This is a genomic window from Limibacterium fermenti, from assembly GCF_041902845.1.
GTDB classification, from domain to species: domain Bacteria; phylum Bacteroidota; class Bacteroidia; order Bacteroidales; family Dysgonomonadaceae; genus Limibacterium; species Limibacterium fermenti.
In genome coordinates this window covers 2101552-2117448 of record NZ_CP159486.1, presented here as the reverse complement: position 1 = coordinate 2117448, position 15897 = coordinate 2101552, and the positions used below count along the sequence as shown (strand labels likewise).

The window sequence follows — 15897 nt, the reverse complement described above, 5'->3', positions numbered from 1 at the left end:
CTTTTTAGACGGCGACGGAGCCTTTAATATGCGGATGCGGATCGTATCCTGTCAATTCGAAATCCTCATAATGAAAATCGAAGATATTTTTCACCTCCGGGTTCAACTTCACCTGCGGCAAAGGACGGGGATCGCGTGAGAGTTGCAGTTTCACCTGTTCGAGATGGTTCAGGTAAATGTGTGCATCGCCCAGGGTATGGATGAAGTCGCCTTCCTGTAATCCGGTCACCTGCGCCATCATTTTCAACAATAAAGCATATGACGCAATGTTAAACGGTACGCCGAGGAAAATATCGGCGCTTCGTTGATAAAGTTGCAGGCTCAGTTTGCCGTCAGCCACGTAAAACTGGAATAAGGCATGGCACGGCGGCAGCTTCATATTGGGGATGTCGGCTACGTTCCAGGCGTTGACCATGATGCGTCGCGAGTCGGGATTGTTTTTGATGGTTTCCACCGCTTGGGCAATCTGATCGATGTGTCCTCCGTTATAATCGGGCCACGAGCGCCATTGATGTCCGTAAATGGGGCCGAGGTTCCCGTTTTCGTCGGCCCATTCGTTCCAAATGCGCACGCCGTGCTCCTGAAGGTATTTCACATTCGTATCGCCCTGCAAGAACCACAGGAGTTCGTAAATGACCGACTTCAAGTGGATCTTTTTGGTCGTCATCAACGGAAAGCCATCGCTTAACGCATAACGGCTCTGATGGCCGAAAACGCTGATGGTTCCTGTGCCAGTGCGGTCTTCTTTACGGACACCCTCGTGGAGTACCCGCTGCAAGAGGTCTAAATATTGTTTCATTTATATTTTTGTCTATTTTGTTACAAAAATAGCGGTTTATTTTCTTTTGACAAAAAGAAAGAATCGGCTCGTTCGATCAACTTAGGCTATCACAAATATTGTTTCAATAATTTGAGGTAGTTTTCGCTATTTAACACAGGAATTAAAGCATCTTTAAAATACAGGAATTAAAGCATCTTTAAAATCCTTTTCGTTTCGGGTAATAATTAGATCGCATCCACTTGCGATGGCACTATAAATATTGTAAGGCGTCTTCAAAATCTTTAAAGTTGGAGTTTATTGCTTTATCCACCACTTCATTTAGAAAATCGATCACAATGTTCGTGTCAAAAAACAGTTTCTGCATGGGTTACTCATATTTTTTGTCCAAAAAATTTATATAATCTTTTTTGTAATCATAATCTTCAGGTATACTTTTTCCGGTAGAAATACTTTTTACAAAAGGAGATATTTTCCATTTGTCGATTTGCTCTTGCGTTAAGCTGTCGAGATAGTTTTCAATCAATTTCGATAAGGTTATTTTTCTATTTGCGGCATATGCCTTTGCGCGCTTAATAACCTTCTCGTTTAATTTCAATGTTAGTTTAGCCTCCATATTGTTTATATAAATTGTTTATATAATTAGTACGTGCAAATATAACTATTTAATGCGGATAATTAAACTTTTATGAATTGTATTGATGCCTCTAACGTGAATGTACGCTTACCCGTATACTTTCTAAATTGCACAAATTGACGTATCTTTGCATGCCCGTTGAGATTGAAGTAGATTGAATAAAGATTGATGGGGATTGATATGCTAATTTACCAATATGCTAATATGCTAATATGCTAATTAATTTTGCTAATTAAAAAGAAATATGTCCGACGATAAAAAGATTATTTTTTCCATGGTGGGGGTTAATAAAACGTTTCCTCCGCATAAGCAAGTACTTAAGGATATCTATCTGTCGTTTTACTACGGCGCTAAGATCGGTATCATCGGGCTGAACGGCTCGGGAAAATCGACCCTGTTGAAAATCATTGCCGGAATAGAAAAAGAATATCAGGGAGATGTCGTTTCCGATAAGAGTTTTTCGGTCGGCTATCTTGAACAGGATCCGAAACTCGATCCCGACATGACCGCCATCGATGTCGTGCGCCAAGGGGTGCAGCCGGTGATGGACTTGTTGGCCGAATACGAAGATATCAATCTGAAATTCGGATTGCCTGAATATTACGAAGACGAGGATAAGATGAACGGCTTGTTTTCCCGTCAGGCGGAGTTGCAGGATAAACTCGATGCCTGCGACGCCTGGAACATCGACAACCGCTTGGAACGGGCGATGGACGCTTTGCGTTGTCCGCCCGAAGACCAGCCCGTACGCGAACTTTCGGGAGGGGAACGTCGCCGGGTGGCATTGTGCCGCCTTCTGTTGCAGGAGCCGGATGTGCTGCTGCTCGATGAACCCACGAACCATTTGGACGCCGAATCGATCGATTGGCTGGAACAACATTTGCAACAATATAAAGGAACGGTTATTTGTATCACGCACGACCGTTACTTCCTCGATCACGTAGCCGGTTGGATCCTCGAGCTCGACCGTGGCGAAGGTATTCCCTGGAAAGGAAACTATACTTCGTGGCTCGAACAAAAGACCAAACGCATGGAGATGGAAGAGAAGCAGGCCAGCAAACGCCGCAAAACGTTGGAGCGCGAGCTCGAGTGGATAAATTTGGCGCCCAAGGCCCGTCATGCGAAAGGAAAGGCGCGTTTGAATTCTTACGAGCAATTGTTGAACCAAGATCAAAAAGAACGCGAGGAAAAACTCGAGATATTTATTCCCAACGGGCCGCGGCTCGGAAACAAGGTCATTGAGGCGCACGGCGTAGCCAAAGCATATGGCGACAAGTTGTTGTTCGACAATCTGGACTTTACGCTTCCCCCCAACGGCATCGTGGGAGTCATCGGGCCGAACGGCGCGGGTAAAACCACCTTGTTCCGGTTGATTCAAGGACTGGAAAAGGCCGATAAAGGGCATTTCGAAGTCGGCGAGACGGTCGTCACGGCCTATGTCGATCAGGCGCATAAAGCCATCGACCCGGAAAAAACGGTTTATCAGGTTGTGTCGGGCGGTACGGAATTGATTCGCATCGGCGGCAAGGAAGTCAATGCACGGGCTTACCTGTCGCGGTTTAATTTTACGGGTGCCGATCAGGAGAAGCTCTGCGGCGTATTGTCCGGCGGGGAGCGTAACCGCCTTCACTTGGCGCTTACGTTAAAGGCGGGCGCGAATGTGTTATTACTCGACGAACCCACTAACGATATCGACGTAAATACCCTCCGCGCATTGGAGGAGGGGCTGGAAAATTTTGCCGGATGCGCGGTGGTCATCTCGCACGACCGTTGGTTCCTCGACCGTATTTGTACGCATATCCTTGCCTTTGAGGGTGACTCGCGCGTGTTTTACTTCGAAGGTTCGTATACTGATTACGAAGAGAACAAGAAGCAGCGTCTCGGCAACGTGGAGCCGAAGCGGGTGAGGTATAGAAAACTGTGAAATTACAAATTACAAATTACGAATTACGAATTACAAATTACGAATTTTAGAATCATTGAATTTTGAATTATGATCCTTATTCCGGAACAAACAATTATCGACGCGGCGGAGAAGGGGATGGACGAGTTCCTGAGAACCTTTACCGATGCGTATCTCGAAGCGGTCGACAATGATTTGAATGCTTCGAACATGGAAAAGCTCAACGGGTATCAGCATGCGTTGCTCGCGCACCGTTTCTTTCAGGGGGAGATCAACGAAGGGGGCTTCGTGCAGCTCATCCAAAACGGATACGGATCGTATCTCTTCGATAATCCCACGGCGAAGGCTTGGCGCCTTTTCGGAGCGGCTAAACTCTCGAAATTGTTGTATAAAGCCAAGGAGATTTATGATAAGCACCGTGCTGAATTGGAACGCGAAACGACCGATGAGCAGTTTATGGAAATGTATGTCGAGTTTGAACAGTTCGACGACTTGGAAGAGGAGTTCTTTCTGATAGAGGAGGAAGAAACCTCGGCTATTGCCCGCTTTGTCGATGAGCATTTGGCGGATTTCGCCGAAATCGTCTGAAGGGATGAATTATGAATTATGAATTATGAATTATGAATTATGAGGGATGAATTATGAATTACGAGACCGGGTGACCGGGGACATAAGACTTTAGACTTTAGACATAATATTATATTGAACAATGAAACAGGTAAAAACAACATTTATTTTCGTATTAATGCTTATGTGCATAGGTATGGAACTTGAAGCTCAGGATTGGGCGAATTTGGAACGTTTCCGGGCTGACAACGCCACGATCGGCATGCCCCGGACGAATGAAGATCGTGTCGTGTTTATGGGAAATTCCATCACCGAAGGATGGATCAATATCGTTCCCGAATTTTTTGAAGGCCGTTCGTATATTAACCGAGGCATCGGCGGACAGACCACGCCGCAGATGCTGTTGCGTTTCCGTCAGGATGTGATTAAGTTATATCCGAAGGTGGTGGTCATCCTTGCCGGCACGAACGACATTGCCGGGAATACCGGCCCTTCGTCGCTGGATATGATTGAAGATAATCTCCGTTCGATGACCGAGTTGGCGCAACTGCGCGGCATCCAAGTGGTGCTGTGTTCGGTGCTTCCGGTGTACGACTATCCCTGGCGCCCCGGACTCGAACCGGCGCCGAAGATCATCGAACTCAACCGTCGCATGAAGGAATATGCTCGTACGCACGGCGCCGTTTATTGCGATTTCTTTCCGGCTATGGCGGACGAACGCAACGGCTTGCCTGAAAGCCTTTCGCCTGATGGCGTTCATCCCAACAAAGAGGGTTACGCCATCATGGCGCCTATCGTTGAGAAGGCAATTGCTCAAGCGTTGCTAATTAAATAATTTGCTAATTTGCCAATTAGTACATCAATTACATTTTTATTATCTTTGTAACCCAATTCAAAAGACACACGCAAAAGATATGTTTGAAAATTTAAGTGACAGGCTGGAAAGGTCGTTTAAAATATTAAAAGGTGAAGGAAAAATCACCGAGATCAACGTTGCCGAAACGTTGAAGGAAGTTCGTAGGGCGTTGCTCGATGCCGACGTCAATTATAAGACGGCGAAAGAGTTTACCGAAACGGTTAAGCAAAAGGCTTTGGGGCAAAACGTGCTTACCGCCGTGAAACCGCAACAGTTGATGGTGAAGATCGTTCATGACGAACTGGCCACGCTGATGGGCGGCACGGCGACCGACATCAACATCAAAGGCAATCCGGCGGTTATCCTCATGTCCGGTTTACAGGGGTCGGGTAAGACCACCTTCTCCGGCAAGCTGGCCAATATGCTGAAAACGAAACGCGGCAAGAACCCGCTGTTGGTCGCCGGCGACGTATATCGTCCCGCGGCTATCGAACAGTTGAAGATTCTGGGCGAGCAAATCGGCGTGAGCGTTTACAGCGAAGAAGAGAACAAGAATCCCGTAAAGATCGCACAAAATGCCCTCCAATACGCCCGTCAGCACGGAAAGGATTTGGTGATTATCGACACGGCCGGCCGTTTAGCGATCGACGAAGCGATGATGAACGAAATATCGGCCATCAAGAAAGCGGTCGATCCGGAGGAAATCCTGTTCGTGGTCGATGCCATGACGGGACAAGATGCGGTAAATACGGCGAAAGAATTTAACGACCGGCTGAATTTCGACGGCGTGGTGCTGACCAAGCTCGACGGGGATACCCGTGGCGGGGCGGCGCTTTCGATTCGTTCGGTGGTCGATAAACCGATTAAGTTTGTGGGTACGGGCGAAAAGCTCGATGCCGTCGACGTGTTCCATCCCGAACGTATGGCCGACCGTATTTTGGGCATGGGCGATATCGTTTCGCTGGTGGAAAAAGCCCAAGAGCAATACGACGAAGAAGAGGCCCGTAAACTTCAGAAGAAGATTGCTAAAAACCAGTTCGATTTCAACGACTTCATCGGCCAAATCCAACAGATAAAGAAGATGGGGAACCTGAAAGACCTCGCCTCGATGATTCCCGGCGTAGGAAAGCAAATCAAGGATTTGGATATCGACGATGACGCCTTTAAAGGAATCGAAGCGATCATCCGGTCGATGACGCCCTCCGAGCGCACGAACCCGGAGATTTTAAACGGCAGCCGCCGCTCACGTATCGCCGCCGGTAGCGGTACGAGCGTGTCGGAAGTCAATAAGCTCTTGAAGCAGTTCGACGAGATGCGCAAGATGATGCGCGCCATGTCGGGCGGAGGCAAAGCTATGATGCGGAACATGAAAAGACGGTAAGATAAAATTACAAATTACAAATTACAAATTACGAATTGATTAAAAAATCGATTATAAGATGCAAATCATTGATGGGAAAGCCATCGCGGCGCAAGTAAAACAGGAAATTGCCGGAGAGGTCGCTCGAATAAAAGCCGCCGGGGGCAAGACGCCTCATTTGGCGGCGGTGTTGGTCGGCCACGACGGCGGAAGCGAAACGTATGTGGCTAATAAGGTGAAAGCCTGCGAACAAGTGGGGTTTAAATCGACTCTTATCCGTTATGAAGATGATGTGACGGAAACGGAATTGCTGGCGTGTGTGGAACGGCTGAATGCGGATGACGATGTGGACGGTTTTATCGTACAACTTCCGCTGCCCGGTCACATTCCGGAGAGCAAAATCACGGAGGCGATCGATTACCGGAAGGATGTCGACGGCTTCCATCCGGTGAATGTGGGGCGTATGGCGTTGGGCTTGCCTTGCTTTCTATCGGCCACCCCTTCGGGCATTCTGGAACTGCTGAAGCGGTACGAAATCGAAACGAGGGGAGCGCATTGTGTCGTTCTCGGACGAAGTAATATTGTCGGCAAACCGATGTCGTTGCTGATGATGCAAAAATCATATCCCGGCGATTGTACGGTAACGGTTTGCCACAGCCGCACGAAAAATATCAAGGATATTTGCCTTCAGGCCGATATTATTATCGCGGCCTTGGGCGTTCCGGAGTTTTTGAAAGGCGATATGGTGAAAGAGGGTGCGGTGGTGATTGATGTGGGAACGACGCGCGTACCGTCGAGCAAGACCAAGTCGGGCTTTAAGTTGACCGGCGATGTGGCCTTCGACGAAGTCGCCCCCAAGTGCTCGTATATCACCCCTGTGCCGGGTGGCGTGGGGCCGATGACTATCGTATCGCTACTGAAGAATACCTTGCTCGCAGGTAAGAAAGAAATATATGCCTCATTCGTCCGGTAAGTGCTCCGGGCGATTTTTTTTGTTTAAACGTCTCATCGGAAGGGGTTTCGAGCGGCGCCTTCGGCAAGGATGAAAATGTAACAAAAATGTAATAAAATTGTAACAAGCTTGTCATATAAGTATTGTACTTTTGTAGTGAATTTGAAAAAGAAAGATATTAAGCTTATTATTAATGAAGAGGACAATCTTATTTTCAGTTGTAGTCATTCTCTTGCTTTCTTGTAACAACTCTTCCAACTCTAATGGCAACAGTAACGGTAGTAGAACGATTTCCGGTGCCGGAGCCACTTTCCCTTATCCATATTATAACATTGTTTTTCGCGATTACATGCATGCATCCGAAGGGGTGCGCGTGAATTACGGAGCCATCGGCAGTGGCGGCGGAATACGCAGCTTGCGCGACCGTTCGGTCGACTTCGGCGCGAGCGATGCGTTTCTGACGGATAAAGAAAAGGGCACGATGAATGGAGACGTGATCCATGTGGCCACTTGTATGGGAGGAGTGGTGATGGCGTATACGCTGACGGGAGTGGATAGTTTGCGGTTGACGGGAAAGCTCATTTCGGATATCTATATGGGGAATATTACCCGGTGGAACGATCCGCGACTCGTGCGGGAAAACCCCGGCATCGTCCTTCCGAGTTTGGATATTACACCCGTTTACCGTTCCGACGGCAGCGGAACCACCTTCAATTTTTCGGAATACCTATGCATGGTCAGTCCCGAATGGGATAAGGAGATGGGCAAGGGCAAATCGCTGAAGTGGGAGGCGGGTATTGCGGCCAAGGGAAACCCCGGCGTAGCGGGCATCGTGCAACAAACCGAGGGCGCCATCGGGTATATCGGGTCGGAGTATGCGTTGACGCTGAAATTGCCTACCGCCAAGCTCAAAAATAAGGCGGGGAACTATGTCGATGCCCGGTTGGAAACGATTTCGGCGGCGGCGAATGTCGAATTGCCCGAAGATATGCGTGCGACTATTATCGACTCGGCCGATCCCAATGCCTATCCGATAAGCCTCTTCACGTGGCTGTTGGTGTACAAAGATCAGAAATACGGAACGCGGACAGTCGATGAAGCGACCGAATTGATCGACCTGCTTCGGTATGTGGTGAGTCCCGACGGACAAAAAATCGCCGCTCAAATCAACTATGCCCCCTTGTCGGAGCAAGCGTTGGAAAAAACGCGGCGGCTCATCGATCAGATTCATTACGGAGACGAAGTCTTGACGTTGGGCAAAGCCCCTTCCGACTCGCTTGCCGCCGGCGCACAGACCGCTCATTAAACGAGAGAGTATGAAAGATAAACTATTTAAGATACTGCTTTTTGCTTCGGCCGTCATTATTCTGCTGCTGACGGCAGGAATCGTTTACGCCCTCGTCGGAAAGTCGTTGGACGTTTTTCAGGAATACGGCGTGTGGGGCTTCCTGTCGAATGCCGAGTGGGATCCCCGGTCGGCCACCGAAGAATACGGCGCCTTTTCGTTCGTAATAGGAACCCTTTACACCTCTTTTTTCGCGTTGCTGTTGTGCGTGCCTTTTTCGTTGCCGGTAGCGCTGTTCAACGGCGAATATTTCAAAGGGAAAAAGATTTCGTCGTTCGTCAGTTCGGTGGTCGATTTGCTGGCGGGTATTCCCTCCATCGTGTACGGATTGTGGGGCTTTTATACATTGCGCCCGTTGGTGATCGAGTTGGGCGTGAATGCGCAAGGCTTCGGAATCTTCCTCTCGTCGATTGTGCTGGCCGTGATGATTATCCCTTACGCCTCGTCGCTGAGCACGGAATTCCTGTCGATGGTGCCCAACAACCTGAAGGAAGGCGCCTATAGTTTGGGAGCGACGCAAATAGAAGTCATTCAACATATCAGTCTGCCGATGGCCAGTTCGGGTATTGTGGCCTCGTATATTTTGGCATTGGGGCGCGCGTTGGGCGAAACCATGGCGGTGACGATGCTCATCGGCAACACCAATAATATCCCGTCGGGATTGCGCGACACGGGCAACACCATGGCCAGTATCATCGCCAACCAATTCGGGGAAGCCGACGGATTAAAGTTAAGCGCGTTGATTGCCATCGGCTTGTTGCTGTTTGTCATCACCGCCATCATCAATTTTATCGCGAAATTAGTCATGAAAAAATTAGCTGCCGTATGATGGACCGTCAATCAACCGAAACCTCGTATAAATATCGCACGGGAAAGAATAAACTGATGTTCGTGTTGGTATGCCTGTTTTCCTTTCTGTCGATGATCCCGCTGTTTCTAATTTTGTGGGATGTCGTATCGAAAGGATACAAGAACTTCAACCTGCGGCTGTTTACCGAAGTGGCGCCTTCGTCGATGGACGCCATGCTCGCCAAAGTGAACGGCGACGCGATACCGGGCGGAATCCTGAACGGTATTACGGGAACCATTCTCATTGTGGGCATAGCCATTATCATCACCATCCCCCTGGGCCTGTTTATCGGCATCTATTTGTCGGAACATGCCGGAAGCCGTTTTGCCAAAGTGGTGAGTTACCTTACCGACCTGTTGCAGGGAATCCCGTCCATCGTCATCGGTATCATCGCCTATAGTTGGGTGGTAAAGCCGCTGGGCGGGTATTCGGCGTTGGCGGGCAGCGTGGCGCTCACCATGATGATGATTCCCATGGTGGTGCGTTCCACGGAAGAAACGCTGAAGATGCTGCCGCTGTCGTACAAAGAAGCCGGACTGGCATTGGGGTCGTCCTATACCAATGTGGTGTTTAAGATATTGCTTCCTTCGGGTTTCGGGGGAATTTTCACGGGGATATTGCTGGCCATATCGCGCGTCATGGGCGAAACGGCGCCTCTTATGCTGACGGCCTTGGGCGCAACCGTCGTCAACTGGAACGTGTTGGAGCCCACGAGCGCCATTCCGCTGTTGATATGGGATTTTTATAACGATCCGAACCTGATAGACCTGATATGGTCGTCGTCGTTATTATTGCTCATCGTCATTTTCTTATTAAACTGGATAGCCAAAATAGTTGCACGTAAATGGAAAATATAAAAGAGACCAATGGGGCGCAACCCATTTTACAATTAAAGAACGTATCGATATCGTATACGCCCGGTAAAAAGGCGGTCGACAATGTGTCGGCCGATATTTATCCCAATACCATCACCGCCATCATGGGGCCTTCGGGATGTGGAAAGAGTACGTTGTTGCGCGGCATTAACCGCATGCACGACCTCTATCCGAATGTGAAAACGACGGGCGAGATTTACCTGAAAGGAAGGAATGTGCTCACGATGAATGCGATGGAGGTGCGCCGGATGGCCGGAATGGTGTTCCAGCAACCGAACCCGTTTCCCACCATGAGCATTTACGATAATGTACTGGCCGGTTATTCGTTGAACGGTATCCGTCTCGGAAAGAAAGAAAAGGATGAAATCGTGCGGGAAAGCCTTCACAGCGTGGCGCTTTGGGATGAGGTGAAGGATGTGATGAACAAACGCGGCTCTTTCCTTTCGGGGGGGCAGCAACAGCGCCTCTGCATTGCCCGCACGCTGGCGCTTAAGCCCGAAGTGTTGCTGATGGACGAACCCACTTCGGCGCTCGACCCGATATCGACCAATAAGATCGAGGAGCTGTTGCTGGGACTCAAAAGGCAGTTCACCATTATTATTGTGACGCACAACATGTCGCAGGCTGCCCGTATTTCGGACAATTCCATGTTTATGTTCCTCGGCGAACTCATTGAATACAACAACACTACGCAGATGTTTACCAAGCCGAAGCACAAAAAGACGGAAGAGTATCTGACGGGGGTGTTCGGATGAAAAAAACGCGAAGTTGCCTGCATTCGCGATAATTGTGTATATTTACGCCGGAATAGTAATCGGTCAACGGTCTCCGGTCTACAGTCACCGGTCTCCGGACATTAGACATTAGACATTCGACAAAACAAAGAAAACAGATGAATACGATACAACAACCCTATGAACATACTTCAGGTATAAAAGATAAATACCTCGATCAGTTGGAGAGCGACTTTCAATTGCTCACCGAGATCGTGCTGACTCAAATGACGCTGATTGCCCAACTGTTGGACGATACCCAGAATCCCGAATATACAAAGCAACTCAAGCGTAACGAAAAGATTATCGATTCGCTCGATATTACCATCAAGGAAAAAGTCATTAACGCCATTATCCTCTTCACGCCTCGGGCGGTCGATCTGCGCAAACTCATGGCGTATCACGATATGACCATCTCCATGGAACGTGTGGGCGACCTGATTCAGAATATTGTAGAAGGAATCCAGAAGATCGATTTTTCCATCGGCGGCTTTACGTCGTACAAAAAAATTCTGCATAAGATGTTCGAACGTACCGACCACATGCTCAAAAATGCGGTGTTCGCCTTTAGCGGAGTGAGCAACGAAATGGCATACGATACCATCCTGATGGACGATAAAGTCGATAAACTCGACCGGAAAATCGAGAAAAAACTGGCGGATGGGTTCAAAGATCAGACGAATGACTCCCAAACGCTCCTCAATATTATGAGCCTTAACTCGATATCGTACTACATCGAACGTATCGGCGATAAGGCGGTGGATATTGCCGAGTCGGCCATCTATTTGATCGAGGGCAAAGACGTGCGGCATACCAAATCCATTAAAAAGGCTTCGCCCGAAAGCGAGGAACCCGACCGCAACGACCCGGAAACCGCCCAAACCGATTGATTTGCAAAACAAATTGAAACAGATTCTTACCTGTACGCACAGGGCGGATATGGATAAACAAAAACAACAGATAACCGGAAAAGGCTTATGGAAAAAAGAATACTGGTTGTAGACGATGAAAGGGATATTTGCGATATCCTTCAGTTCAATTTGGAAAACGACGGCTATATTGTCGATGTAGCCAATTCCGCCGAAGAAGCGCTCGACAAACTCACCGACGTACACAGCCTCATCATCCTCGATGTGATGATGGGCGGCATGTCGGGCTTTAAAATGGCCGAAAAACTGCGCAAGTCGGGCAATACGATTCCCATTATTTTCCTCACGGCGAAAAACACCGAGAACGATATGCTCACGGGCTTTTCGTTGGGAGGCGACGATTACATCCCCAAGCCTTTTTCGGTGAAAGAGGTGCTGGCGCGCGCGAAAGCGCTGCTCGTTCGCGCATCGCTCGTCAATAAACCGATGGAGACCAAATGGGTGTACAGGGATTTGGTGATCGATGCCACCAGCAACCGTGTCCTCATAACGGATAAAGAGGTGTCGCTAACCAAAAAGGAGTTCGAGATCCTGTCGCTGTTGGCGCAAGCCTCGCCCAACGTGCTTACCCGCAACGAAATCCTCAGCAGCGTATGGGGCGACAATGAGTTCGTGCTCGACCGCACCGTCGATGTGCATATCACGCGCCTGCGCAAGAAGCTGGGCGAATACGCCTCTATTATTGTCAATCGTTCGGGCTTCGGCTATTATCTGAACATTGAGTCCAAGCATCCGCAATGAACATCAAGCTCACCTATAAGCAGCGCATCGTATTCTATTTTTCCATTATCATTGCCGTTTTTACGGTAGGGATCATCTTTTTCGAGCAACAACAGGTTCAGCACGAGCGAGCCCAAAGTATCGAAAGGATGCTGGAAAACAATGCCGATATCATTCATAATTATTTATTGAATAATACCGACTCGGTTCCTTTCCGGGTGTCTGCCGCCCACCGCATGGTGCAGTATATGCCGGCGGATTTGAGGGTGACCCTTATCGATTGGAACGGTAACGTGCTTTACGACAACCGGCTGGATGCCGACAGCATGGAAAATCACCTGAAACGGCCCGAAATACAAAAGGCTATCGGTTTCAGCGCCGGCTCCAACGTGCGCATGTCCGCCAGCAATTCGGTGCGCTACCTCTATTATGCGAAAAAATACAACGAAGGCTATTTCGTGCGTGTGGCGTTGCCTTACGATGTGAAGATACACTCTTTCCTGCATGCGCAAAACAGTTTTATGTATTTCATCCTGCTGTTTTTCATCGTCTGTGTCTTGATGATGTTGTATTTCGCCAACCGCTTTTCGCGATCGCTTAAGCAATTGAGCGATTTTTCGCTGAATGTGAAGAACGGGCAGCCGTTGCCTCCCTCGTTTACTTTTTCCGACGACGAAGTCGGGCAGGTGAGCGCCGACATTGTCGAAAATTACAACCTCTTGCAGGAAAACCGCCGCCGCGTAGCCTTGGAGCGCGAGAAACTGCTCCAACACTTCCAGTATTCGGAAGAAGGCATCGCCATTTTCTCGGAGAACCGCAAGAAAATCTATTCCAACTCGCATTTTCTGCAATATTTGAATGTGCTTATCGATAAGCCGATGCTTGAAATCGAAAATCTCTTTTCCGATCCCGTTTTTCACGAGGTCGTGGCCTTTCTCGATGATCATTCGAGGTATGACAATACCTTCGCCCAGCGCTTCGATAAGAGCGGCAAACAGTTTAGCGTGCGTGTGATTATCTTCGACGACAAGAGCTTCGAGTTATATATCAGCGATATTACCAAGTCGGAGAAAACACGGCTGCTGAAGCAGGAAATGACCAACAATATCGCCCACGAACTGCGTACGCCCGTCACCAGCATACGCGGATATCTGGAAACGCTGCTCAGTATGGAGGCGAAAGACGTCGGGCGCATGCGCAATTTCCTCGACCGCGCCTATGTGCAAACGATTCGCTTGTCGGAGTTGATTCAGGACATCAGCATGCTGACCAAGATTGAGGAAGCTTCCGACCGTTTCGAGAAGGAGCCGGTGAACATGAAGCAATTGCTCGATGAGCTCGGCGCGGACTTGAATAGCAAGTTCAACGAAAAGCATAGTAAATATGTGGTCGATGTGGGGGCGGATGTCGTCATTTACGGGAGCCGCACGTTGTTGTATTCCATTTTCCGCAACTTGACGGAGAATGCGATTGCCTATGGGGGCGGAAATATCGATATTGTGGTGCGCTGTTATATGAAAAACAAGGAAGCGGTGTACTTCGAATTTTACGATACGGGCGTCGGCGTCGAGGAGAAACATCTGGTGCGCATCTTCGAACGTTTTTACCGGGTGAACGAAGGCCGCACGCGCAATACGGGCGGATCGGGACTGGGACTTTCCATCGTGAAAAATGCCGTGTTGTTCCATCGGGGAAATATTGTCGCCAAAAACCGCAGCGAAGGGGGATTGTCTTTTCTCATGTCGTTCCCGCTGATTCCCCTGGAAGAGGACCGGATTGAGGAAGATTGACGGGAGATTGATGTGCGAGTGTGTAATGGCGAAGTGATGGCAGGTAATGCCGAAGTGCGAGCGTGTAACGGCGAAGTGATGGCAGGTATTGCCGAAGTGCGAGTGTGTAATGCCGAAGTGTTGTCAGGTAATGCCGATGTGCGAGTGTGTAATGCTGAAGTGATGGCAGGTATTGCCGATGTGCGAGTGCGTAATGCTGAAGTGATGGCAGGTAATGCCGAAGTGCGAGCGTGTAATGCCGAAGTGATGGCAGGTAATGCCGATGTGCGAGTGCGTAATGCCGGAGTGATGGCAGGTATTGCCGAAGTGCGAGTGTGTAATGCCGGAGTGTTATCAGGTATTGCCGATCTGCGGGCTCGTAATGCCGATGTATGAGCAGGTAATGCCAGTGTGTGCAGAAGGAAAGGTGTTTTTTTTCAAGTCGGAAAAAAGTTATCGTCCGTTTAACATCATTTGCACGAAAAAATTTGTTTTGGTTGTTTTTTAATACTTATTTCGAAGTTGTATTTCGAATTTCATTTATTCGTTGTAATTTATAAAAAAAACAGCCTTATGAAAGATATAGATATTCGTTTTCTCGCTATGATTGCCGCGGTAGCGAACGTATTGCAAAAGTATGAATCGGTTTGGACCACATTGGAGCGGTTTGCAACGGAGGCGGCAAAATTCTTAGGATTGAAGGTTAAAATGGAGGAAGAAGGGGTGAAAACCGAGGTCGAAACTTCGGGCGCCACCACCGGAAAGAAAGAGGTTGCCGAAGAGCTCTTCACCATGGTTGCCCGATTGAGCAAAAGAGGCAGTATTTATGCGTTGGATCAGGATAATATGGAATTGCACGACCAGTTGCGGGTAAGCCGCGGATCGCTTTCCAAACTTTCTAAAAAGAATGCTTCCATCAAAATTAATGATATTTATAACCGCCTGATGGCTTTGGGTGAAGCGATCGTACCATACGGCATCACAGCCGAAAACCTGACTGCGGTGAAGGCATTGTCCGACGTGTTTAACCCGGCTATCGGCCGGACGCGCGATCTTATTATAGAACGTTCCACCCATGTGCAGACGATACCCGAAATCAAACAGGATATACGGCGCAGTTTATATGTCCTCGACAGCATGGTTACGTATTTTGCCGGCACCGAATTCGAAGCCGAATATAAGAATGCCCGCAAAATGACCGACGCCCCCAAAAAGAAAGACAATAAATGAAAGCCCGAGAATAGTTAAGTATCCGTCAAACCGCTTCATGCGGTTTGACGGATAATAGATATACAAAAGAGCATAATGGAACGCTTTATCAATCCATTCTCGAACAGGATGCTACAATCGGTGGACTTAGCATCGATGACTCCGGAAGAACGTGACCGCTACGACGAAAGTATTAAAATTTATCGCGATTATGTGAATACGATAACGGATACTTCGCACAGAGGGCGAAAAAAAGAAAAGTTTGAAATTGCCCGTAACATGAAAGCCGAGAGTATGCTGCTTAAAGTGATTGCTAAAGTCACTGGCCTTTCTCCCGAAGAGATTGAAAGACTATAAACAATAATAATCTATTA

At 48.4% G+C, this 15897-nt stretch carries 17 protein-coding genes; 15 read left to right on the top strand and 2 right to left on the bottom strand.

What is annotated here, in order from left to right; translation table 11 throughout:
- Positions 1-4 precede the first annotated feature (4 nt).
- Entirely contained in the window at positions 5-799 is a 795-nt protein-coding gene (locus tag ABNK31_RS09390) for a thymidylate synthase (protein WP_418892271.1), read from the bottom strand.
- A gap of 349 nt (positions 800-1148) precedes the next feature.
- The gene (locus ABNK31_RS09385; RefSeq protein ID WP_418892270.1) at positions 1149-1394 is read right to left on the bottom strand and encodes a DUF6364 family protein; all 246 of its coding nucleotides are present in this window, start codon (positions 1392-1394) and stop codon (positions 1149-1151) included.
- A 265-nt stretch (positions 1395-1659) separates the two neighbouring features.
- On the opposite strand from ABNK31_RS09385, the gene ettA reads away from it, so the two are divergent.
- The 15 genes from ettA (at position 1660) to ABNK31_RS09310 (ending at position 15880) form a co-directional block, all read left to right on the top strand.
- Positions 1660-3339 (top strand): energy-dependent translational throttle protein EttA, encoded by a 1680-nt coding sequence (gene ettA, locus ABNK31_RS09380; protein WP_418892269.1) that lies wholly within the window; start codon positions 1660-1662, stop codon positions 3337-3339.
- 69 nt (positions 3340-3408) lie between these two features.
- Positions 3409-3906, top strand: coding sequence for a DMP19 family protein (locus ABNK31_RS09375; RefSeq protein WP_418892268.1), 498 nt, complete (start codon positions 3409-3411; stop codon positions 3904-3906).
- A 121-nt stretch (positions 3907-4027) separates the two neighbouring features.
- Positions 4028-4720, top strand: a complete 693-nt coding sequence (locus ABNK31_RS09370; protein ID WP_418892267.1) for an SGNH/GDSL hydrolase family protein — start codon at positions 4028-4030, stop codon at positions 4718-4720.
- 79 nt (positions 4721-4799) lie between these two features.
- Positions 4800-6122: a signal recognition particle protein gene (gene ffh, locus ABNK31_RS09365; protein ID WP_418892266.1), complete on the top strand. Its 1323-nt coding sequence runs from the start codon at positions 4800-4802 to the stop codon at positions 6120-6122.
- 58 nt (positions 6123-6180) lie between these two features.
- The gene (gene folD, locus ABNK31_RS09360) at positions 6181-7074 is read left to right on the top strand and encodes a bifunctional methylenetetrahydrofolate dehydrogenase/methenyltetrahydrofolate cyclohydrolase FolD (RefSeq protein ID WP_418892265.1); all 894 of its coding nucleotides are present in this window, start codon (positions 6181-6183) and stop codon (positions 7072-7074) included.
- A gap of 172 nt (positions 7075-7246) precedes the next feature.
- On the top strand, positions 7247-8359 hold the full coding sequence (gene pstS, locus ABNK31_RS09355) for a phosphate ABC transporter substrate-binding protein PstS (protein WP_418892264.1): 1113 nt from the start codon (positions 7247-7249) through the stop codon (positions 8357-8359).
- A gap of 10 nt (positions 8360-8369) precedes the next feature.
- Complete coding sequence (pstC, locus tag ABNK31_RS09350; protein ID WP_418892263.1) at positions 8370-9227, top strand: phosphate ABC transporter permease subunit PstC; 858 nt, start codon at positions 8370-8372, stop codon at positions 9225-9227.
- The gene (gene pstA, locus ABNK31_RS09345; protein WP_418892262.1) at positions 9224-10105 is read left to right on the top strand and encodes a phosphate ABC transporter permease PstA; all 882 of its coding nucleotides are present in this window, start codon (positions 9224-9226) and stop codon (positions 10103-10105) included. The genes pstC and pstA overlap by 4 nt, the downstream gene beginning before the upstream one ends.
- A complete protein-coding gene (gene pstB, locus ABNK31_RS09340; RefSeq protein WP_418892261.1) occupies positions 10093-10878 on the top strand; it encodes a phosphate ABC transporter ATP-binding protein PstB in 786 nt (261 codons plus the stop codon). Before pstA ends, pstB begins: the two co-directional genes overlap by 13 nt.
- A 137-nt stretch (positions 10879-11015) precedes the next feature.
- Positions 11016-11786, top strand: a complete 771-nt coding sequence (locus ABNK31_RS09335; RefSeq protein ID WP_418892260.1) for a phosphate signaling complex PhoU family protein — start codon at positions 11016-11018, stop codon at positions 11784-11786.
- An 87-nt stretch (positions 11787-11873) separates the two neighbouring features.
- A complete protein-coding gene (locus tag ABNK31_RS09330) occupies positions 11874-12566 on the top strand; it encodes a response regulator transcription factor (RefSeq protein WP_418892259.1) in 693 nt (230 codons plus the stop codon).
- Positions 12563-14335, top strand: a complete 1773-nt coding sequence (locus tag ABNK31_RS09325; RefSeq protein WP_418892258.1) for a sensor histidine kinase — start codon at positions 12563-12565, stop codon at positions 14333-14335. Before ABNK31_RS09330 ends, ABNK31_RS09325 begins: the two co-directional genes overlap by 4 nt.
- Positions 14336-14371: 36 nt before the next feature.
- Positions 14372-14710, top strand: coding sequence for a hypothetical protein (locus tag ABNK31_RS09320; protein ID WP_418892257.1), 339 nt, complete (start codon positions 14372-14374; stop codon positions 14708-14710).
- Positions 14711-14887: 177 nt separating this feature from the next.
- A complete protein-coding gene (locus tag ABNK31_RS09315; RefSeq protein ID WP_418892256.1) occupies positions 14888-15544 on the top strand; it encodes a hypothetical protein in 657 nt (218 codons plus the stop codon).
- Between the two features lie 75 nt (positions 15545-15619).
- Positions 15620-15880 (top strand): hypothetical protein, encoded by a 261-nt coding sequence (locus ABNK31_RS09310; protein WP_418892255.1) that lies wholly within the window; start codon positions 15620-15622, stop codon positions 15878-15880.
- The last annotated feature ends 17 nt before the right edge of the window (positions 15881-15897 follow it).

Excerpts from the sequence above, each read along its gene's own strand:
- ABNK31_RS09390 (WP_418892271.1), bottom strand. The coding sequence starts at position 799 with ATGAAACAATATTTAGACCTCTTGCAGCGGGTACTCCACGAGGGTGTC.
- ABNK31_RS09385 (WP_418892270.1), bottom strand. The coding sequence starts at position 1,394 with ATGGAGGCTAAACTAACATTGAAATTAAACGAGAAGGTTATTAAGCGC.
- ettA (WP_418892269.1), top strand. The coding sequence starts at position 1,660 with ATGTCCGACGATAAAAAGATTATTTTTTCCATGGTGGGGGTTAATAAA.
- ABNK31_RS09375 (WP_418892268.1), top strand. The coding sequence starts at position 3,409 with ATGATCCTTATTCCGGAACAAACAATTATCGACGCGGCGGAGAAGGGG.
- ABNK31_RS09370 (WP_418892267.1), top strand. The coding sequence starts at position 4,028 with ATGAAACAGGTAAAAACAACATTTATTTTCGTATTAATGCTTATGTGC.
- ffh (WP_418892266.1), top strand. The coding sequence starts at position 4,800 with ATGTTTGAAAATTTAAGTGACAGGCTGGAAAGGTCGTTTAAAATATTA.
- folD (WP_418892265.1), top strand. The coding sequence starts at position 6,181 with ATGCAAATCATTGATGGGAAAGCCATCGCGGCGCAAGTAAAACAGGAA.
- pstS (WP_418892264.1), top strand. The coding sequence starts at position 7,247 with ATGAAGAGGACAATCTTATTTTCAGTTGTAGTCATTCTCTTGCTTTCT.
- pstC (WP_418892263.1), top strand. The coding sequence starts at position 8,370 with ATGAAAGATAAACTATTTAAGATACTGCTTTTTGCTTCGGCCGTCATT.
- pstA (WP_418892262.1), top strand. The coding sequence starts at position 9,224 with ATGATGGACCGTCAATCAACCGAAACCTCGTATAAATATCGCACGGGA.
- pstB (WP_418892261.1), top strand. The coding sequence starts at position 10,093 with ATGGAAAATATAAAAGAGACCAATGGGGCGCAACCCATTTTACAATTA.
- ABNK31_RS09335 (WP_418892260.1), top strand. The coding sequence starts at position 11,016 with ATGAATACGATACAACAACCCTATGAACATACTTCAGGTATAAAAGAT.
- ABNK31_RS09330 (WP_418892259.1), top strand. The coding sequence starts at position 11,874 with ATGGAAAAAAGAATACTGGTTGTAGACGATGAAAGGGATATTTGCGAT.
- ABNK31_RS09325 (WP_418892258.1), top strand. The coding sequence starts at position 12,563 with ATGAACATCAAGCTCACCTATAAGCAGCGCATCGTATTCTATTTTTCC.
- ABNK31_RS09320 (WP_418892257.1), top strand. The coding sequence starts at position 14,372 with ATGGCAGGTAATGCCGAAGTGCGAGCGTGTAACGGCGAAGTGATGGCA.
- ABNK31_RS09315 (WP_418892256.1), top strand. The coding sequence starts at position 14,888 with ATGAAAGATATAGATATTCGTTTTCTCGCTATGATTGCCGCGGTAGCG.
- ABNK31_RS09310 (WP_418892255.1), top strand. The coding sequence starts at position 15,620 with ATGGAACGCTTTATCAATCCATTCTCGAACAGGATGCTACAATCGGTG.